The following is a 25,597-nucleotide window of genomic DNA, read 5'->3' as shown; positions in this document are numbered from 1 at the left end:
ACCGCTCACGGTGACGGCCTGATTCGCCCCGGCGTTCTTGCTGCCGAAGACGGCGCTGGCGTAGCTGGTGGAGAGGATGTCGCCGGCAATGCGGTCATCCGACAAGGTCACCGTGGCGGCAGCGGTGCCGTCGTAGGTCTTGTTCTGGCCGGTAGCAGTGACCGTAAGCGGCTTGGGGTTGATGGTGCTGCCGGTATTGCTGGCGTAAGTCACGCTGTAGTTGCCGCCGCCATTGCCATCGTTGACCGTCACGCCCGAGACGCTCACCGTCTTGCCGGTGCCGGCGTTCTTGTCGAGGAAGGCGTAGCTGCCGCCGGATAAGGTATTGCCGTTGTAGAGAGCGCCTGACGTAACGATGGGGCTGCCCGCCGCAGTGGTGGTACCGTCGTAGGTCTTGACGACGTTTGCAGTGCTGACGGTGATGGGCGCCGGCGTCACGCTCAATGTTCCAGGCGCATAGCCGATGCTGTAGTTGGAAGAGCTGTAGCCGCTCGGCGTAACGCTGTAGCTGCCCACATTGGATGCGGCCGTCGCCGCTGTGGAGAAAGCCAGCACGCCGCCTAGTGATGCGGAGATATCACCATTTTTGAAGCCACTATAGGAAGCAGTAAATACGGGATTCGACAGCCCATACTGGCGGCTCGTATTGTCTGCGGACACCGTCAACGGTGCCGGCGTGATACTGAGCGTGCCGGGCACATAGCTGATGCTGTAGTCGCCGCTGATGTGGCCGCTTGGTACGATGACGTAGCTGCCGACATTCGATGATGCGGTGGCTGGCGTGGCGAGGCTCAGCGAGCCGGCCAGGTAGGCAGCGGTATCCCCGCCCACCAGACCGCTATAGGTAGCGGTGAGCGACGGATTGGCGTCGCCATAAGTCCTGGTTTTGCCGTCCGCCGTAATGCTCAGCGGCGCGGGAGAGACGTCGGCGCTGGCGGTTGTGCTCGACGCCGCGAGGACGTAGTTCCCCGCGTCGGCGCCGCTCTTGGCCAAGCCATTGATCGTGATCGCCTTGCCCAAGCCGGCATGCTTGTCGGCAAAGCTGGCATTGGCAAAGCTGGTGGACAGCGCATCGCCGGCGATGCGGTCGTCGGACAGCGTCACGATGGCGGCGGTCGTGCCGTCATAGACCTTGTCCTGGCCGGTGGCGGTGACGGTCAGCGTCTTCGGCGTGATGTCGGCGGATGTCGTGGCGCTCAGGTTGGGCGCATAGTTGCCGGCGTCCGGCCCCGACAAGCCGATGCCGGCAACCGTGACCGTCTTGGCAATGCCGGCGTTCTTGTCAGCGAAGGTGGCCGATGCGTAGCCGGCGGATAGCACGTCGCCCGGAATGCGGTCATCGGCAAGCGTGACGGCAGCTTGTGTCGTTCCATCGTAGACCTTGTTCTGGGAGGTAGCCGTAACCGTCAAGGCCTTCTGCGCAATCGTGCTGCTTGTATTGTTGGCGTAGGTAACGCTGTAGTTGTTGCCGCCATTGCCGTCGCTGACTGTGACGCCTGAGACGCTCACCGTCTTGCCGGTGCCGGCGTTCTTGTCGAGGAAGGCGTAGCTGCCGCCTGACAGCGTGTTGCCGTTGTAGAGAGCCCCTGAAGTAACGATGGGACTGCCCGCCGCAGTAGTAGTGCCGTCATAGGTCTTGGTGACGTTGGCGCTGCTGATGGTGATGGGCGCTGGCGTGATGCTCAGCGTGCCGGGCACGTAGCTGATGCTGTAGTTCGATGAGGTGTAGCCACTCGGCGTGACGCTGTAGCTGCCCACATTCGAGGCTGCCGTTGCAGCCGTCGAGAACGCGAGCGTACCGCCCAATGCAGAAGCCATGTCGCCGTTCTTGAAGCCGCTGTAGGAGGCGGTGAATACCGGATTGGCCAGCCCATACTGTCGGCTGGCATTGTCCGCAGTGACCGTGAGCGGCGCCGGCGTGATGCTGAGCGTGCCATCGACATAGCTGATGCTGTAGTTGCCGCTGCTCTGCCCGCTCGGCGTGACGGCGTAGCTGCCGACGTTCGAAGCCGTATTGGCAGGCGTCGAGAAGGACAAATTGCCAGCGAGGCCAGCCGCCGTATCGCCATTCCTGAAGCCGGCATAGGACGCGCTGAAAGCGGGATTGGCGTCACCATACAGACGGCTCTTGTCGTCGGCCGTCACGGTGAGAGTGGCCGGCGTGACGGTAAGCGTGCCGGGAACATAGCTGATGCTGTAATCGCCGCTGCTCTGGCCGCTCGGCGTGATGGCATAGCTGCCGACATTCGATGCCGTGGTGGCCGAGGTGGCCAAGCTGAGCGTGCCGGTCAGGGCAGCGGCGGTATCGCCGCCGACCAGGCCGGTATAACTCGCCGTCAGCGCCGGATTGGCATCGCCATAGGTCCTGCTCTTGTCGTCGGCGGCGATGGTCAATGCTGCCGGCGTGATGTCGGCCGTGGTGCCGGCGCCCGTGCTGGCCAATACATAGTTGCCGGCATCCGCGCCGCTCTTGCCCAAGCCGCTGACGGTGACAACCTTGCCGATGCCGGCATGCTTGTCGGCAAAGGAAGCGCTGCCATAGCTGGTGGAGAGCAGGTCGCCGGCAATGCGGTCATCCGCCAAGGCAACCGTGGCGGCCGTTGTGCCGTCATAGACCTTGTTCTGGCCGTTGGCGGTGATGGTCAGCGTCCTGGGCGTGATGTCGGCGGTGGAGGCGGCGGAGTTGTTGGCGGTGTAGTTCAGCGCATCGGCGCCGGACAGGGCGATGCCGGTGACCGTGACCGGCTTGCCCGTGCCGGCGTTCTTGTCGCTGAACGTCGCGAAAGCGTAGCTGGCCGAGAGTACGTCGCCGGCAACGCGGTCGTCGCTGAATGTCACGCTGGCAGCCGTCGTGCCGTCATAGACCTTGTTTTGCGCCGTGGCTGACACCGTCAGGGCCTTGGGCGTGATGGTGCTATTTGTGTTGCTGGCGTAGGTAACACTGTAGTTGTTGCCGCCATTGCCATCGTTCACCGCGACGCCTGATACGGTCACCGACTTGCCGGTGCCGGCGTTCTTGTCGAGGAAGGCGTAGCTGCCGCCGGATAGCGTGTTCCCGTTGTAGAGAGCCCCTGAAGTAATGATGGGGCTGCCCGCCGCACTGGTAGTGCCGTCATAGGTCTTGGTCACGTTGCCGCTGCTCACCGTGATCGGCGCTGGCGTGATGCTTAGCGTGCCGGGCACGTAGCTGATGCTGTAGTTGGAAGAGCTGTAGCCGCTCGGCGTAACGCTGTAGCCGCCCACATTCGAGGCCGCCGTCGCAGCCGTCGAGAACGCCAGCGCGCCGCCCAGCGATGATGCGCTATCGCTGTTCTTGAAGCCGCTGTAGGAAGCGCTAAAGGCGGGATTGGCCAGCCCATACTGGCGGCTGGCGTTGTCTGCAGTGATGGTAAGAGGCGCCGGCGTGACGCTCAGCGTGCCGTCAGCGAAAGCAAAGCCATAGCCCAGGTCGGAGGCCAGCGAACCCTGGCCGATGCTGATGGCGTAGCTGCCGACGTTGCTGCTCGGCGTGGCGGTGGTACTTAGCACAGGCGTACCGCTGGCGGCGGTGCCGAGCGCATCGCTGCCCACCAGCCCGCTCACGCCGTAGCTCAGCGATGGATTGGCATCGCCATACAGCCGGCTGGCGTTGTTGGCGGTGTAGGTCAGCGTCGGCGCGAGGCTGTAGATGAAGCGGCTGCCGCTGCTGGTGATCGTTGCGGGCGGATCGGCGGCATAGGACTTGTTGTACAGCGGCAGGGCGTTCAAGCCGCCGAGGGTGTTGAGCAGCGGCGACTGCGAGTACACCAGGTAGCGCCCGGCGCCGGGGTTGATGGCGGAAGAACCGGCATTGTTGACGAAGTTGCCGCCGGCGGCCAGCACTACCGAGTTGCCGCTGGCGGTGGCACTCACTGTGCCATTGAGGGTGATGTTCGAGCCGGTGGGCGTGGTGGCGGTAATGGTCTTGCCCTGGACCTGCTGCAGCGTCATGTTGCCGTAGCTCTTGTTGGTCTTGCCGGCGCCGTCCTCGATCTTGAGCAGCACGTTGCCGGTGCCGGCATTGAGCGCCGTGCCGCTGGCCATGGACAGCACCGCCGTGCCGGGATCGCGGTAGGCATCGACTACGCCGGAGGACAGCTTATCGTTGGCGATGAGGGTGAGGTTGCCGTTGTCGGTGGTGATGCTGGCATTGAGATTGACGCTGCGGCCGGCTTGCAGCGTGAGCGCGCCGCCGTTGCCGGAGGCTGAGGTAGTGACTGCGCTATTTAGCGTGATATCGTTGTTAGCCTGCAGGATGAGGGCTGTGCCGGTGTTGGTGATCTTGGTGAGGTAGGCGGGATTGAGGTAGATGTCGCTGGCTGGATAGGTGTTGTAGAGGATGTTCTGACTGTTTGGCACGATGACGGACACGCGACCTGCATTGCTTGTCGTGCCGCTGCGCGATGACGAACTGCCGACCAAGACATTGCCATTGGAAAATTCTAAAACGATTGACGAGCCTATTCTATCGTTCGCATAAGTGCCAATAAAGCTATTGCTGGCACTTACGAACCCGGTCAGTGAAGTACTACCGTTAGCCCATGTGACTGCCCCCACTTGAGTCAAAGTTCCATAACTCCAGAGCGCGCTTTGCACGATGTAGTTACCGTTCGCAAGAACGATGCCGCTGCTTCCAACTCGGTCGTTTGCTTGAGAGCCTAATAGGCTATTAGTGCTAGAAATAATACCGCTCATGCCGGCATTACCATTTCCCCAAGTTACTGCACCAACACTGGTTGCGGTGCCATTACTCCAGAAATCGCTCATGACCACATAATTTCCATTGGCGAGCGCGTAAATATTATGTCCGACCTGGTCATTCGCTTGGGCACCTACCAAGCTATTGGTACTCGATATTGTCCCGCTCGTGCCGATACTCCCGTTGCCCCATGTCGCTGCGCCCGCTTGGGTGGCAGTACCGTTGTTCCAAAAATAGCTTCTGATTACATAGTTTCCGTTTGTTAAAGGAATTACACTTCCATATCCGATCTTATCGTTTGCCTGAGTACCTACGATGCTGTTGGTGCTGGAAACGACCCCAGTAATGCCAGTCGATCCACTGCCCCATGTAATTGCACCGGCAAATGTTGCCGTGCCATTTTGCCAGTTCGGGCTGTTTACTAAATAATTTCCATTGGATAGCAGGATGAAATTTGATCCGACCCCGCTCGAGCTTTGGGTTCCAACTAAGCTGTTAGTGCTGGAAATTACGCCGCTTAATGGTGAAGTGCCATTTGCCCACGTCGCTGCACCAGCGGCTGATGCAGTTCCATTTGCCCAATAATAACTTCCTACTACATAACTTCCAGAATCTAGTGGATTTATTAATACTCCAACCCTATCTCCAGCTTGGGTTCCTACTAAGCTGTTTGTGCTTGAGATATTGCCTGTAATACTTACAGAACCGCTGGCCCACGTAACTGCTCCAGCATTAGTCGCGGTTCCGTTTTTCCAAAAATTGCTGCCAACAACAAAATTTCCATTGGTGAGAGCAGTAACATTCAATCCAACCTTGTCGCCGGCTTGCGTACCGACCAAACTGTTAGTGTTTGTTATAAAACCCTTGGCGCCGGTTGTCCCGTTTCCCCATGTCACAGCGCCTGCTGTCGTTACTGTGCCATTAGCCCAATTGTAGCTACTGATAACGTAATTATCATTACTTAACGACGTTATCGTGCTTCCTACATTATCGTTGGCTTGTGTCCCAATTACGCTATTGGTGCCAGATATCAAGCCGGTGATGCCGGTTGTTCCGTTTGCCCATGTGGCAGCACCGGCTTTAGTTGCCGTTCCATTTGCCCAGTTGCTGCTCGAAACAACGTAGTTTCCATTACTCAGTGCGACAACTCCACCATTTCCAACTTGATCATTGGTTTGCGAACCAACCAAACTATTGATGCTTGATACCGCACCATAAGTTCCAGATGTGCCGTTCCCCCATGTGGCTGCACCGGCCGAAGCTGCCGCGCCATTTGCCCAGCTTGTGCTGGCTACGACATAGTTTCCATTGCTTAGAGCAGTGATGCTTTTATTGCCGACCAAATCATTCGCCGCCGTGCCCACCAAGCTATTGGAGCTCGAGACGAGTCCAGATATGCCGGTAGCACCACTTGCCCATGTTGCCGCACCCGCCTTGGTCGCCGTACCGTTCGCCCAGTTGAAGCTACGTACGACGAAATTGCCATTACTGAGCGCCTTAATACCGCCAGTACCGACTTGATCGCTAGCTTGCGATCCGTTCAACGTACTGATAAGGGCGCCACTCGTCCCATTGAAGACATACACCGCACCTGCATTTGTGGCGATAAAGCTGTCATTCGGCTTCGCAATCACCACATTATCGTTCGAAAGAACAACCGGTTGGTTATTAAGTGACCTAATTCCAAAAGCGCCCCCGGTCTGGGGATTGGGATCAAGCAGATCAAACGCGGCAATCCCGCTGCCACTACTGTCGATGACAATGTTCTTCGGATCCAACAGCAGCACGCCGGCCTTGCCCGCTACCGCGCTCGCATCGCCCATGCCGCCGAACGTCAGCTGCGCCTTGCCCGACACTTCGATCGCGCCGCCGTCGCCGCCCTGCGCGCCGCCCCGCGCACTGGCCGTGCCGTAGAAGTTGGTCTGTCCCTCGCTCCATACCACCACCTTGCCGCCGTTGCCCTTGTCCGTGGCATCCGCCGTGAGGGTGGCGGCGTGGGTGACATAGGTCGTCTGCGCGCGCTGCAGCTCGCCGCTGCCCTGCCAGTCGCCGCCGATGCGGATCGTGCCGCCCTGGCGCGTGCCCGAGGCATTCAGCGCGGCGCCATTGAGGGCGATGTCCTGGCCCAGCAGGTCGATGGTGCCACCGCTCTGGCCCCGGGCTTCGTAGCGGCCGGACGTGAACAGGCGCCCGCCGCTGCTCTGCATAATGATGCTGCCGCCCTGGCTGGCGCCATTGGCGCTCAGCCTGGCCGCGGCGGTTTCCAGCAGGCCGCCGGTAAGCTGCGCATCGATGCGCCCGCCGTTGCCGCCATTGGTGCCATTGGCGCTGATCTGTCCCGCGCTCAGCAGCTTGTCCAGCGTAAGGGCGATCTGCCCGCCCGCTGCGCCATTGCCATCCGCGTTCATGGTGCCGGTATGCACCAATACCCCGACCGGCCTGTCTGCATCCGCCCGGTTCGCCACCTCGATGCGCCCGCCCGCTGCGCCGGCATCACCGGCCGTGCTCAGCGTGCCGCTGTTGTCGATCACGCCGCCATTGGCCTCCAGCCGGATCATGCCGCCCCGGTTCACCAGCGAGGTCGCCTTCACCGTGCCGCTGTTGCTGACCATGACGCCGCCAAGCGCGCCGGCGGCCTTCGCGGATAAGTAGACGGTACCGCCTTCCGCGATCACCATCTGCCTGTTTTCCACCAGCGTCTTGACGGTGGCTGCATCTACTGACACGCCCAGCACGCCATCGCCACGAAAGTCCAGCGAGATGGCTTCGCCGGCGGCCATGGCTACCGTGCCGAGCCTGGCGGTAATGACACCCTCATTAATGACTTCCGGCGCCAGCAGCGCGATGTAGCCGGCATCGGCGGCAGTAAGTCTGCCCTGGTTGACAACAGAGGCGGTGCTGCCGTTGCGCTCGAAGCGGTAGTTCCCGCTCAAGAAGTCGGCATCGCTGATGGACAACGTGGAGGCGGCCAGGCCCCCCACATTCACCTGAGCGGTGGGGCCGAACAGGATGCCCTGCGGGTTGACGAGAAAGATCTGGCCGTTGGCATTGAGCTGGCCCTGGATCTGGCTGGGCGAGACGCCGACCACCCGGTTCAGCGCCACGGCATCGCGGCTGGGCTGGTTGAAGGTGACGGAAGCGGACGGGCCGATGTCGAAGCTGTTCCAGTTGAGTATGGCCTTGGGGGTGGACTGCGTCACCGTCATGGCCGAGCCGGACTGGGCGATGTTGGCGGAACCGGCAGAGACTTGGCCGCCGGTGGGCAGGGCATTGGATGCGACTTGGGCCTGGGCCAACGCCGAGACGCCGAACAAGCCGACGAAGGCGCGCAGCAGCAAGCGTTGCCACAGCACAGAAGGCCGCTTCCTCGGCCGCCACACCAGCGTCAGCCGGGTGCGTCCCAAGCGAAGACGCAGGACGCGCGACTTGCCCTGGCGCTGCGGGGAAACTCCGCCTGGCGTAGGGTCGAGTCGATCATCCGGGGGGAAAGGCATCCGAGGTCTCCTGGGTCCCGCGAAAAGCGGGAGCATGAGAACTCAGCATAGGGAGGGCATGACAACCGCACAATATGAATCATGGCAGGTCGGTTTGCGCAACTTCCAATGAAAACGGCGCCCGAGGCGCCGTCGTTTTTAGCTATCACACAGGCCTGCCATGCCATGCATCGCGGCCCGCCAAATCAACGCTCAGTCGAGCTTGATCTTCGCGTCGTTGATGACCTTGGCCCAGTTCGCCACTTCGGTCTTCATCCAGGCGCCGAATTCCTCCGGGCTGCCGGTCTGCACTTCCGCGCCCTGCGCCGCCAGTTTCTCCCGCACGTCGGGCATCCGCACGATCCTTGCCATCTCGGCGTTGAGCTTGTTGATCACCGCCCTGGGCGTGCCGGCCGGCGCCATCACGCCCTGCCAGCTGCCGGTGACGAAGCCTGGGATCATCTCGCTCACCGTCGGCACGTCCGGCAGCTGCGGAAGGCGTTTGCTGCTCGCCACGGCCAGCAAATGGATCTTGCCCGCCTTCACATGCGGATAGGTGGCGACCATGCCATTCATCGTGACGTCGACCTGGCCGCTGATCAGGTCGGTGAGCGCCTGGGCGCCGCCCTTGTAGGGAATGTAGCCCCATTCGGCGCCGGTCTTCTGGGCGAACAGTACGCCGGCGAGGTGGGCGGCGCTGCCGGTGCCGGCGGCGGCGGCGAAGTTGAGGCGGCCCTTGTTGGCTTTGCTGTAGGCGACCAGCTCGCTTTGCGACTTCACCGGCAGGCTGTTGGTGGTCACCAGGATGTGCGGCGAGAAGGCCAGCATGGTGACCGGCGCCAGGTCCTTCAGCGGATTGAACGGCAGCTTCGGATACAGCGTCGGGCTGAGGGTGAGATTCCCCATGTCCATCAGCACCAGGGTATAGCCGTCCGGCTCGGATTTGGCGACGAGGTCGGCGCCGATGTTGCCGTTGGCGCCGGCGCGGTTGTCGATGATCACCGGCTGGCCCCAAGCTTCGGTCAGCTTCTGCCCGACCATGCGGGCGATGACGTCGGAAGTGCCGCCGGCCGGGAAGGGCACGACGATCTTGATCGGCTTCTTCGGATAGTCGGTGGTCTGGGCGAAGGCGGCCTGGGTGGTGAAGGCGGCAAGGCTGACGGCGATGCAGGTGGCGAGGGTGAGGCGGCGGAGGTTATTCATTGTTGTGGTTGTGGTTGGAGGTTGAAGGGCTTTTAGTGCGCTTGCAAGCGCTGCTATGGGTGGAAATGAGGTTCTTTCGAAATCAAAGGACATTCTTTAAGGGCAGCAGAAACCCATCCCTACCCACAGCAGCGCTTGCAAGCGCTGCTGGCTGCGCAGGCGCGGAGCAATGCTCCGCGAAACCCCTGCTACGCCCCTATCCCTCCCCTTGAAAGGGAGGGGACTTTCTTTGTGCTTGAACCTATCCACGATTGCGCTTGCAAGCGCAACCGGCTCCGCGAGTGCAGAGCAGTACTCTGCGAAACCCTCCCCGAGGAGAGGGCGAAAGATTCGCTGCTCGACCTTAGCTTCCATCCGCCAACCGCATCGCCGGTGTGATCTGCCGCGGATCGACGCGCAGCTCGAGCAGCGCAGCCCGTCCTGCCTGGCGTGCCCGCTCGAAGGCCGCGGGGAAGGCGTCGGTGGTTTCCACCAGCTCGGCGAAGGCGCCGCAGGCTTCCGCCATTTTCACGAAGTCCGGCGTCTGCAACTGCGTGCCGCTGACGCGACCCGGAAAATGCTTTTCCTGGTGCATGCGGATGGTGCCGTACATGCCGTTGTTGACCACGATGACGATGACCGGAATGTCGTACTGCATGGCGGTGGCCAGCTCCTGCGGGTACATCAGGAAGCAGCCGTCGCCGGCGAAGCAGATCACGGTGCGGTCCGGGTGGCGCATCTTGGCGGCGAGCGACGCCGGGAAGCCGTAGCCCATGGCGCCGCAGGTGGGCGCCAGCTCGGTGCGGCCTTGGCGGTATTGATAGAAGCGGTGCACCCAGACGGTGTAGTTGCCGGCGCCGTTGGCGAGGATGGCGTCGTCCGGCAGGATGCGGTTCAAGTGCGACACCACTTCCGCCATGTCCACGCCGCGGTGTTCCGGATGGCGCGCCGGCGGCTGCGAGAAGGCTTCATGTTCGCCGCGGGCGGTGGTGGTCCATTCGTTCCAGACCGGGCTGGCGGCGCCAGGCAGGGACTTCAGCATGGCCGCCGCCTGCGCCACGCCGGCGTGGATGGCGAGGTCGGGCTGATATACCTTGCCGAGTTCGCCGGCATCGGCATGGATGTGCACCAGGCGCTGCGGGATGCGCGGCGGCTCAAGCAAGGTATAGCCGGAAGTCGCAATGTCGCTCAGGCGGGTGCCGACGGCGATGATGAGGTCGGCCTGGCGCACCCTGTCGGCCAGCTTCGGGTTCATGCCCAGGCTGAGATGGCCGATATAGCCGGGGTGGCGATTGTCGAGCACGTCCTGGCGGCGGAAGGAGGCGGCCACCGGGAGGTTCCAGGCGGTGACGAAGGCGGCGAAATCGCGGCGCGCCTGCTCGGTCCAGTTGGAACCGCCGACGATCACCAGCGGGCGCTGCGCCCGCGCCAGTTCGGCCGACAAAGCCGCCGCATCGGCATGAGCGGGAGACGCGGCGACCGGGCGATAGGCGAGCGTATCGGCCACATCGGCCATTTCGCCGAGCACGTCTTCCGGCAGGGAGATCACCACCGGGCCGGGCCGCCCCGACGTGGCAGTCTGATAGGCACGGGCAATAATTTCCGGGATGCGCCCGGCATCGTCGATTTCCGTCACCCACTTCGCCATGCCGCCGAACATCGCCTGGTAATCCACTTCCTGGAACGCTTCGCGGCCGCGATGGCCGCGCGCGATCTGGCCGATGAACAGGATCATCGGCGTGGAATCCTGGGCGGCGATGTGCACGCCGATGCTGGCATGGGTAGCGCCAGGTCCGCGGGTGACGAAGCATATGCCGGGACGGCCGGTGAGCTTGCCTTCGGCCTCGGCCATGTTGGCGGCGGCACCCTCATGTTTCGTGACGATGACGCGCATCTCGGGATGGTCGTAGAGCGCATCGAGCACGTCGAGAAAGCTTTCGCCGGGCACGCAGAATACGCGGTCGGCGCCGTGCACGCGCAGGGCATCGACCAGGAGACGCCCGCCGGAGCGAGGACCTGGAGAGGCCTTGGCCTGGTCAGTCAGTTGGGGAGTCGGCACGGGTGCATTCATGGCGCAATAGAGAAAGAGTGTGAAGGGATGAGCGGGAGACCGCGGCGGTTCATTTCCGCCAGGCAGAATCGGCGCATCGACGCTGGTCCCGCCTGCATGAGGCATGCGGCATCGTTGCGAAATTATGGCCAAGCCCGGTCTCGCCAGCTCCCGCATTTGCGCATTTCAGTTATGTGCCCGGCGCAAAAGCGGACGAGCCAATCCCGTGTACATTCGGCACATCGGCGCAGGCAGCCCCACGATGACGGCAGCCGCGGCCGGCACATCAAAACAAACGCAGAACAGAAGGAGACAGGCATGAACTTCAAGCGCGGACTTATCGTCCTCACCTGCGCCACGGCCCTCGTCGGCATGCATCCGGCCCAAGCGCAGGAGGCAGCGAAATGGCCGGCCAAGCCGATCACCTATGTCGTGCCGTTTGCGGCCGGCGGCACCACCGACATCCTGGCGCGCCTGATCGGCAGCAAGCTCGGGCCGGCGCTGGGCACCAGCGTCATCATCGACAACAAGCCGGGAGCCGGCGGCAACATCGGCTCCGATTTCGTCGCCAAGGCGCCGCCGGACGGTCACACGATACTCGGCGGCACCATCAGCTCGCATGCGATCAACGTCAGCCTCTACGCCAGGATGCCGTACGACCCGGTGAAGGACTTCAAGCCGGTATCGCTGATCGGCACCCTGCCCAACATCCTGGTGGTACGCGCCGACAGCCCGTACAAGAGCGTAAAGGAGCTGATCGACGCTGCCAGGGCCAAGCCGGAAGCGCTGTCCTTCGGCTCCTCCGGCAACGGCACCTCGCAGCACCTCTCCGGCGAGTTGTTCCAGTCGCTGTCCGGCGCCAAGATGCTGCACGTGCCGTACAAGGGCAGCGCGCCGGCGATGCAGGCGCTGCTGTCCGGCGATGTCAACATGGTGTTCGAGAACATCCTGGCGGCGGTGCCGCACATCCAGGCCGGCAAGCTGCGCGCGCTCGGCGTCACCTCCAGCAAGCGCTCCAGCAGCGCGCCCGATGTGCCGACGCTGGCCGAAGCCGGCCTGCCCGGCTACGAGATCGTGTCCTGGCAGGCGGTGTTCGCCCCGGCCGCGACGCCGCAGCCCATCGTCGACCGACTCGCCGGCGAGATCGGCAAGATCCTGCAGGACAGCGAAGTCAAGGCGAAGCTGAACGGCCTCGGCGTGGACCCGTCCGGCGCCGGCCCGAAGGAACTCGGCGCCTTCCAGAAGGCGGAAGTGGCGAAATGGGCGCAGCTGATCAAGGCGGCGAACATCAAGCCGGAGTAAGCCCTTGCCCAGCGCCCGCGGACCCGGGCGCCCTCCTTTGTTCATCAAGCATCGTCGACAACCGTGGCACACCATCTCATTCCCACTCCCGCCCTGCACCGCTGGGTCACCGATATCTGGCTCGCCGCCGGCTCGAACGAGAACGAAGCGCGCCTCACCGCCGACCATCTCGTCGGCGCCAATCTCGCCGGCCATGATTCCCATGGCGTCGGCATGGTGCCGCGCTATGTCAACTCCTGGCTGGCGGACGAATTGCAGCTCAATCGCCAGCCGCAGGTCGCGCAGGACGGCGGCAGCATGCTGGTACTGGATGGCTCGCGCGGCATGGGCCAGTCGGTGGCGCACGAAGCGATGCGCATCGCCATCGAGCGCGCCCGCGAGCAAGGCGTGTGCGTGATGGGCCTGAAGCATGCGCACCACATCGGCCGCATCGGCCATTGGGCGGAACAGGCGGTGGCGGCCGGCATGGTGTCGATCCACTTCGTCAACGCCGTCAGCAAGCCGATCGTGGCACCCCATGGCGGCACCCAGGGCCGCTTCCTCACTAATCCCTTCACCGTCGGCATCCCGGTGGCCGGCGGCGAACCCATCCTGCTCGACTTCGCCACCAGCGCCATCGCGCTCGGCAAGGTCAGAGTGGCCTACAACAAGCAGGTGAAGGTGCCGCCCGGATCGCTGCTCGATCGCGACGGCAATTTCACCGACGATCCGGCGGTGATGTTCCCGCCCGCCGGATCGCCGCCGGGCGCGCTGGTGCCGTTCGCCGGCCACAAGGGCTATGCGCTGGCGATGGTATGCGAACTGCTCGGCGCGGCGCTGATAGGCGGCGACACCACCCGTCCGCCGAATGCGCAGATGAAGCACGCGATCTGGAACAACATGCTGACCATCGTCTTCGATCCGCAGCGCATGGGCACGGCCGACCTGTTCGGCGGCGAGTTCAGCGCCTTCGTCGATTGGGTGAAGTCGGCGCCGCTGCAGGACGGCAGCGACGGCATCCTGCTGCCAGGCGATCCGGAACGCGCCATGCGCAAGGCTCGCGCGGAAGCGGTTCCGATCGATGACGGCACGATGCAGCAGATGGACCAGGCCGCGGCGCAGGTGCAGCAGGCAAAGGGCCGCAGTCCCGGACCCTTGTCAGCGCTGGCGATGCAGGCTTAAGGAATTTATTCGGCCGGCTGCGCGTCCGGCCAGTGGCCATCGGCGACGATCTGGATCACCTCGTGCCGGATGGTCTGCATCACACCCCACAGCTGGCTTACTGGCGGACGGTTCCTGGCGGTGGCCATGGCGACTTCGCGCACCACTTCAGGCCCCGTCAGGCGGGCGGTGCGCAGGCGGCCCTGCGCCACTTCGTTCTTCACCGAGGCCAGCGGCAGCAGGGTGCAGCCGCAGCCTTCCTCCACCAGGCGGTGGGTGACGTTGGTGGAGGCATCGCACTCCATCGCAATGTCGAGCGTGACGCCGGTCTTCTGCGCCAGCGATTCCGCCAGCAGCCGCAGGCCGTGAGGCGTGCTCGGCAGCACCAGCGGCACCTCGCCCAGCTGCCGCACCGGGAACTCCGCGCCGATGTGCGCGAAGCTGGCCGGCGCGACGAGGCGGATCGGCTCGCGCAACAGCATGTCCACCTTCAGGCTGTTGGCCGCATGCATGGGCACATACAGCAGGGCGATGTCCACCTCGCCCGCCGCCAGCCACTCCATCATGTGCGAACCCAAGCCTTCGACGAAGCGCAGGCGCGTTTTCGGAAACTGCTTCTTCAATGCCCGGCCGACCGGGCCGAAAGTCATGCGGGCGATGGTCGGCTGGGCGGCGATCACCACCCGGGCCGGCCCCTGGTCGGACAAGGTATGCACCACCTGCCGCGCCTTCTCCAGCGCCGCCAGCACTTCGCGCGCTTGGGCCAGCAAGGCCATGCCGGCGTCGGTGAGGACCACGCCGCGTCCGCTGCGGTGGAACAGCCGCGCCGCCGAGTCGGCCTCCAGCCGCGCCATCTGCCGGCTGATGGTCGACTGGTCGCTGCCCAGTTCCATCGCGGCGCGGGAAATGCTGCCGCACTGGGCGACGCGCACGAAGCTTTCTAGATCGTCGGAATTCATCGCTGCTTTTTGCCGGCTCAGAACGGCGTTACATGAATGCAAAAACTATAGCACGCGGGCTTGCGTGCGATTTTCAAAGGTTCCGTGTTCTGCCAGGCCCACTCTGCGAACCCCGAGCTTATTAACGCGATGCATCGCCGGCGGCGGGCTGATCGGCAAACCGGGATGAACTTTTCATACCGCCTGGCCTCCTAATACTGTACATATGTACAGCCATATTTAGCGGAGAGAAAGCAATGGACAAGCAAACCCAAGCCAACGCCGACCACAGCAACATGGTGAAGGATCCGAAGGACTGGACCACCGGCGACGAACCGATGACCGGCGCACAGCAGTCCTATCTCAAAACCCTGTCGGAAGAAGCCGGCGTGGAAATGGACGAGAACCTCACCAAGGCTGAAGCCTCGAAACGCATCGATGAGCTGCAGCAGAAAACCGGGCGCGGCACGCAGGGCGGACAGAAGCATTGATGGCCGGCGTTGGGCTTGCCTTCAGCCGACGGCGCTTCTGAACGCCGAGGCTGCGAAGCTCGCTTCGACAGCGTTGAAGGTCAAGCGGCCAGGGCATGTGCCTAGCCGCTTTTTCGTCACACATTCCATTGGCATCCGCCACATAAATTTCATTAGTCAGACGGCATGCGCAGGATGATTTCCGTCCTTGCTCGCGCGACGAGTCTCGACTCATGCGCAGGACCGGCTGCATGCCTGTTCCACTGGGCAGAACCGTGCTTGGACAAAACCTCCTTCTGCTAAGATGAGCGACCCTTCAACTTCACCGATGGCCCTGGCCGCCACGGCATCCCGCCCATCTCCATGCAAGCCAACGCATCGTCCCGTCCCCGCCTCATCGTAGGCATCAGCGGCGCATCCGGCGTCATTTATGGCATCCGCTTGCTGCAGCTGCTGCGCCAGCTGAATATCGAGACCCACCTCGTGATGAGCCGCTCGGCACAAGTCACCCTTGCCCATGAGACCGACCTCAAGCTGGCCGACGTGCAGGCGATGGCGGACGTGTGCTATCCCAACGCCGACATCGGCGCGGCCATCTCCAGCGGCTCCTATCCGGCGATGGGCATGGTGGTGGCGCCCTGCTCCATCAAGACCCTGTCCGAGATCGCCACGGGCGTCACCGGCAGCCTGCTGTCGCGGGCGGCGGACGTCACGCTGAAGGAGCGGCGCCGGCTGGTGCTGATGGTGCGCGAGACGCCCTTGCACCTCGGTCATCTGCGCAGCATGACGGCGGTGACGGAAGCCGGCGCCATCGTCTATCCGCCGGTGCCGGCGTTCTACGCCAGGCCGGCGTCAGTGGAAGAGATGGTGGATCACACCGTCGGGCGGGTGCTGGATTTGTTTGGGCTGGATTCGAAGACGGTGAAACGTTGGGTGTAGCAGGAGCGTAGCAGGTGTTTCGCAACGCATGCGTTGCGCCTGCGAAGCCGGGTGCGCTTGCAAGCGCACCCGTGGGACGGAGCACTGCTCTGCGCTCGCGAAGCCAGCCGGGCATGCAGGCCCGGCCGTGGGTGAGGTCGAGCCATAAAGAATGCTCCCTCTCCTTCAGGGAGAGGGCTGGGGTGAGGGTGGGTTTCCGCAGCATTTAAAGGAAATTCTTTATGTTTGGAAGAAACCCATCCCCGTCCCAACCTCCCCCTTGAAAGGGGAGGAGTAATTCAAGAGGCGCGACCTCAACCACGTCTTCGCTCACAGCTTCCCTAAAATCCCCGCAAACTTCTCCTCCACCCTTCTCCTCAACTCCGGCGTCGCCCGCGCCACCTCGGGGAACTCCGCCAGCATCTCCCAAGGCCGGCAGGCGTCGATGATGGCACGCGAGTTGTGGGTCGTGCCCTTCTTGATGCGCGGGTCGAGCGGGCCGCTCCAGGCGCGGCGCATAATCTCGATATCCTCCGCCGGATCGCAGCGCGTGCACATGGCCCAGGTCACCTGGAACAGGTTGGTCGGGTCGATGTCATCATCCACTACCACCACGAAGCGGCCGAGGTAGGAGCCGGACTGGCAGCTCGCCGCCAGCATGCCAGCCTGGCGCGCATGGCCGGAATACGCCTGCTTGACGGCGATGACGTTGAACATGCGCGCCGCGCCTGCTTCATGGCACCACACGCCGGTGACGCCGCCCAGGCCGGCGCGCTCCACCTCGTCCCAGATCATGCCAGCCTTCATCACGCATTTGCTGAACGAGAAGTCGGACGGCGGCACCATCGGCGTGGCCATGGTAAGGATGGGATCGTTGCGGTAATAGACGCGGCGGATTTTCACCACCGGCTGGTCGCTCTTGCCGCCGGCATAGTAGCCGGTGAATTCGCCGAACGGCCCTTCCGGATGGGTCTCGCCGGGATACATCTCGCCTTCCAGCACCACCTCCGCATGGGCCGGCATGGGCAGGCCGAACAACTCGCTCTTCACGACGTCGAACGGCAGGCCGCGATGACCGCCGGCATAGTCGTATTCGGAGAGGCCGAAGCGCAGCTCGTTGCCGCCGGCGAGGAACAGCAGCGGGTCATGGCCGACGCTGATCAGCACCGGGCAGGGCTTGCCCTGCTTGAAGTACTTCTCGCGAATCTGGCGGCCCTGCTTGCCGGGCGACATCCAGAGGCCGACATGGTTCTTGTCGTGCACCTGGGAGCGGTAGGTGCCGCAGTTGACCCAGTCTTGCTCCGGATCGCGCATGATGACGATGTCGTCGGTGCCGATGTAGCGGCCGCCATCCTTCTCGTGCAGGAAGGGCACCGGAAACTTGTACAGGTCCACATCGTCCTCGCGGTCGACGTTTTCCATTACCGGCCCCGTCTCCACCACGCGCGGCGGAATCGGCTCATGGGTCTTCATGCGGTCGCGGTAGGAGCGCACCACGTCGAGCGGATTCTTCGGCACCGGGAAGCCGAGCGTGATCGCCAGGCGCTTGGAGGAATTGGTGGCGCCGGACAGCACCCGGAAGCCCTTGGGATAGCCGGGGATGTCCTCGAACAGGATGGCCGGCGGATTGTCGGCCTTGCCCTGGTAAACCGCTTCGGCCAGGGTCCCCATCTCGAGGTTCCAGTCGGCGCCCGGGATGCGCAGCAGTTCGCCGGCGCGCTCGGCGCGCTCGATGAACTCGCGCAGGTCCCGGTGCGGCGCGTCGTACTCGTTGTAGACGGCGCCGGTTTTCTTTTTCATGTCCATGTCGTTTTCTCTTCTTGGTGATTATTCTGGCTTGATGCCGGCCTGCGCCACCACGCGCGGCCAGCGTTCCAGCTCCATGCGGATGAGTTTGGCGAACCGCTCCGGCGGTCCGCCAGCGGTGACAAGGCCCTGGTGGGACAAGGTTTCCTTGATGTCCGCCGTGGCGAGAAAGCCGTCGATTTCGCTGTTCAGCTTGTTGATGATGGCCGGCGGCGTCCCGGCCGGCGCCAGCATGCCGTACCAGACGTCCACCTCCAGGTTGGGCAAGCCTTCCTCCGCCATGGTCGGAATGTTCTTGAACACCGGCGAGCGGTTCTCGCTCATCACCGCCAGCATCCGCATCCTGCCGGACTGGAGAAAGGGCGTGAGCGTGTGCACCGGCGCGATCATCGCATCGACATGGCCGCCGGCGAGATCGTTGGTGGCATTGGCGCTGGCCTTGAACGGCACGTGCACCAGGTCGGCGCCGGTATTGAGCTTGAACAGTTCCATCGCCAGATGCTGCGGCGTGCCGACGCCGGAGGAGGCGTAGGTCACGCTGCCCGGCTTGGCCTTGGTGGAAGCCACCAGCTCCTTGATCGTCTTCGCCGGAAAATCGTGGCGCACCACGAAGCCCATGTTGGCGGTGGCCAGCAGCGACACCGGCACGAAATTCTTGACCGGATCGAAGCGCAGGTTCTTGTTGAGCGCGGAATTGGTGATGAAGGTGGTGGCGGTCACCAGCAGGGTATAGCCGTCGGGCGCGGCGCGCGCCACCGCCTCGGCGCCGATGTTGCCGCTGGCGCCGACGCGATTGTCGATCATCACCGGCGTGTTGAGCTTCTGACTCAGCCGCTGCCCGAGGGAACGCGCCAGGATGTCGGCGCCGGTGGCCGGCGAAAACGGCACGATGATGGTGATCGGCCGGTTGGGATAGGTTTGCTGGGCCAGCGCCGGCCCGGCTTGGCCGAAGGCGGCAAGGCCTGCTGCGGCGGCGATCGTTCGCAGCGCAAGGCGGCGCGTGATGCCGTGGCTTGGCTCGGCCGCCTGCGCCCGATGGTGTCTCCTCATTTTCACTCCGTCTGAAATTGCGAAGCTTGCCTCCGCCATGAGTTCTTTTATGCGGAACGGAGGTCCATTAATTACCAGAGGAGATAGTACCGAATTTGGCGTCGGATGGCGAATGGAAAACTACTGGATTGCGCCGCGATACCAAGATCGCGGCGGTTAGCTTGATTTAGCGGTAGTGGACAAGTGGGCATTTGGCGATGGACTGCCCTTATTGGCGTTAACGACTTTCGTAGTTACGGAGTGTAAGGACAGACCGAAAGGCAGTTCGCTGCTGACGAGAGCGCCGGCAGGCAACGAACCTCTCCAGCCCTATCAGGGAGATGTTTTTTAGAAAGCCGTGACACTTCAAGAACAGATTCAGCGAGCCGGGAACCTCCATTTTCCGTTCCTATAATCCATCTCCGTCGGTCCTGTGAGACCATGTTTTTTCTTAAATCTATCGACTGTAGTGCATGTTTCGGTTGCAATGATTTGGGGATCGCCATACGGGGTTTTGATCAAGGCGAACGAGGTCTGGTTACGCGATGAAACAATGAGGTAAGGAACCCCATTCTCGCTGGTGGAAACGAAATTCCCTTGGTTTACCCAGTATCCGCGGTTCGTGGCCAATTTGGCTACTAATTGATTGGGAAAAGTAAGCTCCGCTTCCATTTTTTTTGCCTGCGCCTCGCTCAAACCACCGGGAGACGCGAGAACAAGTGGCCCTATATGCCGCGGAGCAGGCTCATTGAAAATGCGCGTTAAAGGATTATTTGATACCGGGCAGCTATTGTTAATAGGCATACTTAACTCCTGTAAAAAATTGAACAGGAGAATTAGCAAAACTGATGCCAGCAAGACTCATCTTCGAGTAAATGCCATGATGCAATCAGACGTAATCAATCCTCATCTTCGAGTAAATGCCATGATGCAATCAGACGTAATCAATCTTTATTGCTAGCCTCTATTACTCCTCCCCCCGCGTTCCACCTGTCCGTCCCTCATCCGGCGGCTGCACCAGCTCGCCCGCATCCGGCAGGGGCGTGTCGCTGCGTTCCAGCTGGTTGGCATCGAGCTGGTGCGAGAACTCGTCCACCGAATCCAGCCGCCGCTGCCGGTCTTCGGAGCGGGCCGGGCCGCTCTGCACGTACAGCGCCAGCAGTTCCGCCAGGTGCACCAGCACCGAGAGGTGGGTGCGCTCGTAGCCGTGGGTGGCGTCGGTGCCGAAGCAGACCAGGGCGGTGCGCACGTCGTGGCCGGCGCTGACCGCCGCGCCGGCATCGGAATGATAGAAGCGGAACACGTCGCGGTAGCTGGGAATGCCGTGATCGTCGCACAGCTTGAGCATGCGCCGCGTGAGGTGATAGTCGTGCGGCCCGGCGGAGTCCATCAGCGGGATGGTGACGCCGTGCTCGCGCGACCCCTGCCCCGGCGCCACCGGCGCAATGTCGATGCCGATCACCTCGCTGACATCGCTTTCGATCACCGCCCGCGCGCCGGAGCCGACTTCCTCGGTGATGGTGAACACCGCATGGCAGTCCATGGGGACCGTCACGCCGCTGTCCACCACCGCCTTCAACGCCGCCAGCACCGCCGCCACGCCCGCCTTGTCGTCCAGGTAGCGGGAAACGATGAAGCCGTTCTCCAGCAGCTCCGGCGTCGGGTCGAAGGCGACGTAGTCGCCGACCTGGATGCCGAGGGCGCGCGCATCGTCGGCATTGTCGATGGTTTCATCGACCCGCACTTCGACCTGGTCCCAGGTCACCGGCTGGGTATCGATGGCCTCGTTGTACACATGGCCGGCGGCCATCAGCGGCAGCACCGAACCGCGGTGGCGGCCGTGCTCGGTGAACAGGGTCACGCGGCCGCCTTCGGCCCAGCGGCTGGACCAGGTGCCGATCGGACTCAGCGCCAGCCGCCCGCTCGGCTTGATCTCGCGCACCATGGCGCCGAGGGTGTCGAGGTGGGCGACGATGGCGCAGGCCGGCATGTTCTTGCGCCGTTCAGGGATGTTCCGGCGCAGCACGGCGCGGATGGTGCCGCGCCGGGTCAGTTCATAAGGCACGCCGATGGCATCGAGCTGGGTGCCGGTGTAGTGCACCACGGCATCGGTCAACCCCGCCGGGCTGGGAATGGCCAGCAGTTCCAGCAGGGTGGTCTTCAAATAATCGGCGTCTATCTTCAGCTTTTCCATGGAACGATCAGGCGGTGAAGGGGAACAGCAGGTCGATGAAGCGCTGCGCCGTCGGCTGCGGCTCATGGTTGGCCAGGCCGGGGCGTTCGTTGGCTTCGATCACCACATACTCATCGCCCTCCGGCGAAGGCACCAGGAAGTCCAGCCCCACTACCGGAATGCGCAGCGCCCGCGCCGCGGTTTCGGCGGCATCGCGCAGCGCCGGGCTGAGCTCGGGCGTGACGTCATGGATGGTGCCGCCGGTATGCAGGTTGGCGGTCTTGCGCACCCGGACTTCGCGCCCGTTCTCCGGCACCGACTGATAGTCCAGTCCCTGGCCGGCGAGGCAGCGCTCGGTCTCGGCATCGACCGGGATGCGGCTCTCGCCGCCGGTGGCGGCGGCGCGTCGGGCGCTCTGGCGCTCGATCAGCTGCAGCACGGTGGAGACGCCATCGCCCACCACCTCAGCCGGGCGGCGGATGGCGGCCGCCACCACCTTGTAGCCGATGCAGACGATGCGCAGGTCCTGGCCGGGGCAGTAGTCTTCCAGCACCACATGGCCGCCATACTCGGCAGCGCGCTTGATCGCCTCATGCATGTGCTCCTCGGTGCGCACGTCGATGCTGATGCCCTTGCCCTGCTCGCCCAGCGCCGGCTTGACCACGATCGCCTCGCAGCTCTTGAGGAAGGCGGCATTCTCCTCGACGCTGCCGGCCACCGCCTGGCGCGGCACGCGCAGCCCGACGGAAGCCAGGCGGCGCAGGGTCAGCACCTTGTCCTGGCACCAGCTCATGGCCACGCCGCCGGTCAGGTCGGTGAGCGACTCGCGGCACAGGATTTCATGGCCGCAGTGGCGCAGCTTGAAGATGCCGGCCGGCGCATCCAGCACGTCGACGCTGATGCCGCGCCGCCGCGCTTCGTCGACGATGATGCGGGCGTAGGGGTTCAGGCCGCCGAACTCGGCGGTGTCGACGAACAGGCGCTCGTTGATGGAGTTCTTGTGCTTGACGACGAAGCCGCCGGCTTGTTCGAAGCCGAGCTTGCGGTACAGGCCGATGGCGGTCTCGTTGTCATGCAGCACGGAGAGGTCAAGCGAGCGGCGGCCGCGCTCGGCGAAATGGTTGATGAGGAAATTCACCAGCGACTGGCCGGTGCCCGACAGGCCGGTCTGCGGGTCCACCACCACGCACCACAGGCTGCTGCCGCCCGCGGGATCGCCGAAGGCCACCATGTGGTCGATGCCCATGGCGGAGCCGATGATCTCGCCGGTGCGCTCGTCCTCGGCCACCACATAGGTCAGGGCTTCCGAATGCCGCTGCGCCCAGACGGTGCGCTGGTCCACCGGCACCATCTGACGCATGCTGTACAGGCGGTTGATGGCGGCGATGTCGGAACGGGTGGTGAGCGGCCGGATCACCACGCCGGGCGCCGGGGCGGCGGCGGGCTGGTTCGGATCGAGCATCCTGCGGAAGATGAGCGACGGATCGAGAAACAGCCGCGACGGCGCTTCCGCCAGCAGCAGCTGCGGCGCCTCGACGTACAGGGCGATGTCGCGGTGCCCCGGCTGCTCCTGCTGCAGCGCCTCGGCCAGCTCGCGCGGCGAGTCGAAGGACGGCGCGTACAGCAGGCGGCCCCAGCCGCAGTCGAGCATGGCGTTGCGCGGGCGCGGCAGCTCGGTAGAAGCGCCGTTCATCTGGGCGGCCAGCATGCCGGGCGCGGCGCCTTGGGTCATTGCATTCAGGTTGGCGAGATTCATGTCGTTGTCTTTGCTAAGGGATCGTACGCTGTCCTGCGCCCACGGGCATCAGATGCCGTTGGTCTGCAGCCAGGCTTCCAGCAGCGCCGCCTGCCACAACTTGGAGCCGCGCAGCGGCGTGATGTGGCTGTCGGGGGACTGCAGCATCTGGTCGATGGCTTCGCGCCGGAACAGACCGCGCTCGCGGGCTCGTGAAGAATCGAGGATGTCGCGCACGTAGTGCAGGAAATCGCCGCGCAGGTACTTCAGCGCCGGCACCGGGAAATAGCCTTTCGGCCGATCGATCACTTCAGCCGGGATGACGGCGCGCGCCGCCTCCTTCAGCACATGCTTGCCGCCCTCGGCGATCTTGTGCCGCGCCGGGATGCGCGCCGCCAGCTCCACCAGCTCATGGTCGAGGAAGGGCACCCGCGCTTCCAGGCCGAAGGCCATGGTCATGTTGTCGACGCGCTTGACCGGGTCGTCCACCAGCATCACCGTGGTATCGAGGCGCAGCGCGCGATCGATGGCGCTGTCAGCGCCGGGCCTGGCGAAATGCTGCTCGACGAAATGGGTGCTGGCATCCTCGATCGCGAAATCCGGATTCAGCAGCTGGCGCATCTCGGCATGGTCGCGGTCGAAGAACACGCGGCGGTAGGCCGACACGCCCGACTCCTGATTGCCGAGCCCGGCCAGCGGCGGGTACCAGTGATAGCCGCCGAACACCTCGTCGGCGCCCTGCCCGCTCTGCACCACGCGGCTGTGTTTCGAAACCGCCTGCGACAGCAGGTAGAAGGCGACGCAGTCATGGCTCACCATCGGCTCGGCCATGGCGGCGATGGCATCCGGCAAGGCCTGCAGCAGATCGGCGGCGGGAATGTGCAGCTTTTCGTGGATGGTGCCGTAATGGCGCGCGATCAGGTCGGAATAATGGAATTCGTCGCCCGCTTCCTGGTCCACCGCCTCGAAGCCGATGGAGTAGGTGCGCAGCTCGCTGCCGCCGGCTTCGGCCAGCAGGCCGGTGATCAGGCTGGAGTCGAGGCCGCCCGAGAGCAGCACGCCGACCGGCACGTCGGCCACCAGGCGCCGTTCCACCGAGCGGCGCAGGCTGTCCAGCACCAGATGCTTCCAGTCGTCGAAGCTGCGCGATTCGTCCTCGGCGCTGCGCTTGAATTCGAGGCGCCACCACTCCTTGTGTTCGCAGCGGCCGTTCGGATGCACCGTCATCATGCTGCCCGGCGCCAGCTTGCGCACGCCGCGCAGGATGGTGTGCGGCGCCGGCACCACCGCATGGAAGGTCAGGTAGTAGTGCAGGGCCTGCGGGTCGAAGGAGGTATCCACGCCCTTGCCCTTGAGCAGCGCCGGCAGGGCGGAGGCGAAGCGCAGGCGCTGGTTGTCCAGCGTGTAGTAGAGCGGCTTGATGCCGAGCCGGTCCCGGGCAAAATAGGTGATGCCGCTGTCGCGCTCCCACAGGGCGAAAGCGAACATGCCGTAGAAGCGGTTGAGCGCCTCCGGTCCCCAGGCATGCCATGCCTTGATGATGACTTCGGTATCGCCGGTGGACGCGAACTGGTAGCCCTTCTCGCTCAATTCCCGCCGCAGTTCATGGTGATTGTAGATGGCGCCGTTGAAGACGATGCCCATGCCAAGCTGGTTGTCGACGAAGGGCTGGTGCGCCCGCTGGCTCAGGTCCATGATGCTCAGCCGGCGATGGCCGAAGCAGCGCGAACCGAGGCTGAAGATGCCTTCGCCGTTGGGGCCGCGGCGCGATTGGGCCTCGGTCATGTCGACCACGGTGCGCACGTCGGCGATGTTATCGTCGAAACGAATTTCTCCTGCAATACCGCACATGAGGTAGATACCTTGGAAGTGGATGAAAAGGAACGGGCACGGTGCGGTGCCAAAGCATTCTATTTACCGGCTCGAAGAGCCGGCGTGCCCGGGAGGCAAGAGAGCGAGGCAGTGCATGGCTGCGTGCTTGTTCTTTTCCTAAGAGGACGGGCTGGGGAAATCGTTCCCCGTTCTTTAAAAACGGGCAACGTTTTGGTCCAGGGCTAGAGCGATGCGCAACTGCCGGAACCCGAAAGAAATTTTTTTGTCTCTGCAATGAGCAAGGCACCAAGGTTTCATCGGAGCATCCAGGCGATGCCGGCTTGATTCGGTGACCTACATTGAGGAGCGTTGATGGAAACAAGGGAAACAGGAACGGTCCGCGTCGTTGACGGCGCCCGCTCCGCCGATGACCTCGGCAAGCTCATCCTGCGCATCATGCTGGCCGGCCTGCTGCTGTTCCATGGCATCGCCAAGGTTTTCAGCGGCCCGGGCTTCATCATGGACGTGGTGGCCAAGGCAGGGTTGCCGTCCGCGCTGGGCTATCTGGTGTATGTCGGCGAGATCGTCGCGCCGCTGCTGATTCTGTTCGGCATCATGACCCGGGCGGCCGCGCTGGTGGTGGTGGTCAACATGGTGGTGGCGGTGGCGCTGGTCCACGCCAGCCAGTTCCTGGACATCAGCAAGACCGGCGGCTGGGCGCTGGAGCTGCAAGCCTTCTACTTCTTCACCGCGCTGGCGCTGGTGGTCATGGGCGCCGGGCGATACAGCGTGGCGGGGATCAACGGGCGCTGGAACTAGCGCATCCGGGGCAATCGGGCGTCGGCTGGCATC

General features: G+C 63.6%; 15 protein-coding genes. 5 read left to right on the top strand and 10 right to left on the bottom strand.

The window, feature by feature from the left end:
- The 3 genes from CHB88_RS20430 to CHB88_RS20415 all read right to left on the bottom strand — a co-directional run.
- The coding region (locus CHB88_RS20430) for an MBG domain-containing protein (RefSeq protein ID WP_176442575.1) at positions 1-8,211 on the bottom strand (8,211 nt) is incomplete at its 3' end.
- 192 nt (positions 8,212-8,403) lie between these two features.
- Positions 8,404-9,393: a Bug family tripartite tricarboxylate transporter substrate binding protein gene (locus CHB88_RS20425; RefSeq protein ID WP_089401194.1), complete on the bottom strand. Its 990-nt coding sequence runs from the start codon at positions 9,391-9,393 to the stop codon at positions 8,404-8,406.
- Positions 9,394-9,736: 343 nt separating this feature from the next.
- Positions 9,737-11,443, bottom strand: a complete 1,707-nt coding sequence (locus tag CHB88_RS20415) for a thiamine pyrophosphate-binding protein (RefSeq protein ID WP_176442574.1) — start codon at positions 11,441-11,443, stop codon at positions 9,737-9,739.
- Positions 11,444-11,740: 297 nt separating this feature from the next.
- Here CHB88_RS20415 and CHB88_RS20410 point away from each other — a divergent pair, with 297 nt between their 5' ends.
- A complete protein-coding gene (locus CHB88_RS20410) occupies positions 11,741-12,724 on the top strand; it encodes a Bug family tripartite tricarboxylate transporter substrate binding protein (RefSeq protein ID WP_089401192.1) in 984 nt (327 codons plus the stop codon).
- 63 nt (positions 12,725-12,787) lie between these two features.
- On the top strand, positions 12,788-13,885 hold the full coding sequence (locus tag CHB88_RS20405; protein ID WP_089401191.1) for a malate/lactate/ureidoglycolate dehydrogenase: 1,098 nt from the start codon (positions 12,788-12,790) through the stop codon (positions 13,883-13,885).
- A gap of 5 nt (positions 13,886-13,890) precedes the next feature.
- Here the strand turns inward: CHB88_RS20405 and CHB88_RS20400 are convergent, their stop codons facing one another.
- A complete protein-coding gene (locus CHB88_RS20400; protein ID WP_089401190.1) occupies positions 13,891-14,823 on the bottom strand; it encodes a LysR family transcriptional regulator in 933 nt (310 codons plus the stop codon).
- Positions 14,824-15,059: 236 nt separating this feature from the next.
- Between CHB88_RS20400 and CHB88_RS20395 the strand changes: the two genes are divergently transcribed.
- Positions 15,060-15,293 carry a DUF3072 domain-containing protein gene (locus tag CHB88_RS20395; protein ID WP_089401189.1) on the top strand — a complete coding sequence of 78 codons (234 nt, stop codon included), beginning with the start codon at positions 15,060-15,062 and terminating at the stop codon, positions 15,291-15,293.
- Between the two features lie 342 nt (positions 15,294-15,635).
- On the top strand, positions 15,636-16,211 hold the full coding sequence (locus tag CHB88_RS20390; RefSeq protein ID WP_089401188.1) for a UbiX family flavin prenyltransferase: 576 nt from the start codon (positions 15,636-15,638) through the stop codon (positions 16,209-16,211).
- Positions 16,212-16,520: 309 nt separating this feature from the next.
- Here CHB88_RS20390 and CHB88_RS20385 read toward each other — a convergent pair whose 3' ends face one another.
- The 6 genes from CHB88_RS20385 to CHB88_RS20365 form a co-directional block, all read right to left on the bottom strand.
- On the bottom strand, positions 16,521-17,990 hold the full coding sequence (locus CHB88_RS20385; protein WP_176442573.1) for a UbiD family decarboxylase: 1,470 nt from the start codon (positions 17,988-17,990) through the stop codon (positions 16,521-16,523).
- Positions 17,991-18,017: 27 nt separating this feature from the next.
- Positions 18,018-19,046 (bottom strand): Bug family tripartite tricarboxylate transporter substrate binding protein, encoded by a 1,029-nt coding sequence (locus CHB88_RS20380; RefSeq protein ID WP_176442572.1) that lies wholly within the window; start codon positions 19,044-19,046, stop codon positions 18,018-18,020.
- A gap of 357 nt (positions 19,047-19,403) precedes the next feature.
- Complete coding sequence (locus CHB88_RS24820) at positions 19,404-19,829, bottom strand: hypothetical protein (RefSeq protein ID WP_143131391.1); 426 nt, start codon at positions 19,827-19,829, stop codon at positions 19,404-19,406.
- 163 nt (positions 19,830-19,992) lie between these two features.
- Positions 19,993-21,219, bottom strand: coding sequence for an osmoprotectant NAGGN system M42 family peptidase (locus CHB88_RS20375; RefSeq protein WP_089401185.1), 1,227 nt, complete (start codon positions 21,217-21,219; stop codon positions 19,993-19,995).
- A 7-nt stretch (positions 21,220-21,226) separates the two neighbouring features.
- Complete coding sequence (ngg, locus tag CHB88_RS20370) at positions 21,227-22,954, bottom strand: N-acetylglutaminylglutamine synthetase (RefSeq protein ID WP_245845111.1); 1,728 nt, start codon at positions 22,952-22,954, stop codon at positions 21,227-21,229.
- A gap of 48 nt (positions 22,955-23,002) precedes the next feature.
- Entirely contained in the window at positions 23,003-24,784 is a 1,782-nt protein-coding gene (locus tag CHB88_RS20365; protein WP_089401184.1) for an N-acetylglutaminylglutamine amidotransferase, read from the bottom strand.
- Positions 24,785-25,117: 333 nt separating this feature from the next.
- Here CHB88_RS20365 and CHB88_RS20360 point away from each other — a divergent pair, with 333 nt between their 5' ends.
- A complete protein-coding gene (locus tag CHB88_RS20360; protein ID WP_089401183.1) occupies positions 25,118-25,564 on the top strand; it encodes a DoxX family protein in 447 nt (148 codons plus the stop codon).
- Positions 25,565-25,597 lie beyond the last annotated feature (33 nt).

This window comes from Noviherbaspirillum humi, from assembly GCF_900188095.1.
Classification (GTDB): Bacteria; Pseudomonadota; Gammaproteobacteria; order Burkholderiales; family Burkholderiaceae_D; genus Noviherbaspirillum; species Noviherbaspirillum humi.
The sequence above is the reverse complement of the archived record's forward strand: the minus strand, read 5'-3'. Positions and strand labels throughout refer to the sequence as shown.

Excerpts from the sequence above, each read along its gene's own strand:
- CHB88_RS20425 (WP_089401194.1), bottom strand. The coding sequence starts at position 9,393 with ATGAATAACCTCCGCCGCCTCACCCTCGCCACCTGCATCGCCGTCAGC.
- CHB88_RS20415 (WP_176442574.1), bottom strand. The coding sequence starts at position 11,443 with ATGAATGCACCCGTGCCGACTCCCCAACTGACTGACCAGGCCAAGGCC.
- CHB88_RS20410 (WP_089401192.1), top strand. The coding sequence starts at position 11,741 with ATGAACTTCAAGCGCGGACTTATCGTCCTCACCTGCGCCACGGCCCTC.
- CHB88_RS20400 (WP_089401190.1), bottom strand. The coding sequence starts at position 14,823 with ATGAATTCCGACGATCTAGAAAGCTTCGTGCGCGTCGCCCAGTGCGGC.
- CHB88_RS20395 (WP_089401189.1), top strand. The coding sequence starts at position 15,060 with ATGGACAAGCAAACCCAAGCCAACGCCGACCACAGCAACATGGTGAAG.
- CHB88_RS20390 (WP_089401188.1), top strand. The coding sequence starts at position 15,636 with ATGCAAGCCAACGCATCGTCCCGTCCCCGCCTCATCGTAGGCATCAGC.
- CHB88_RS20385 (WP_176442573.1), bottom strand. The coding sequence starts at position 17,990 with ATGAAAAAGAAAACCGGCGCCGTCTACAACGAGTACGACGCGCCGCAC.
- CHB88_RS20380 (WP_176442572.1), bottom strand. The coding sequence starts at position 19,046 with ATGAGGAGACACCATCGGGCGCAGGCGGCCGAGCCAAGCCACGGCATC.
- CHB88_RS24820 (WP_143131391.1), bottom strand. The coding sequence starts at position 19,829 with ATGCCTATTAACAATAGCTGCCCGGTATCAAATAATCCTTTAACGCGC.
- CHB88_RS20375 (WP_089401185.1), bottom strand. The coding sequence starts at position 21,219 with ATGGAAAAGCTGAAGATAGACGCCGATTATTTGAAGACCACCCTGCTG.
- ngg (WP_245845111.1), bottom strand. The coding sequence starts at position 22,954 with ATGAATCTCGCCAACCTGAATGCAATGACCCAAGGCGCCGCGCCCGGC.
- CHB88_RS20365 (WP_089401184.1), bottom strand. The coding sequence starts at position 24,784 with ATGTGCGGTATTGCAGGAGAAATTCGTTTCGACGATAACATCGCCGAC.
- CHB88_RS20360 (WP_089401183.1), top strand. The coding sequence starts at position 25,118 with ATGGAAACAAGGGAAACAGGAACGGTCCGCGTCGTTGACGGCGCCCGC.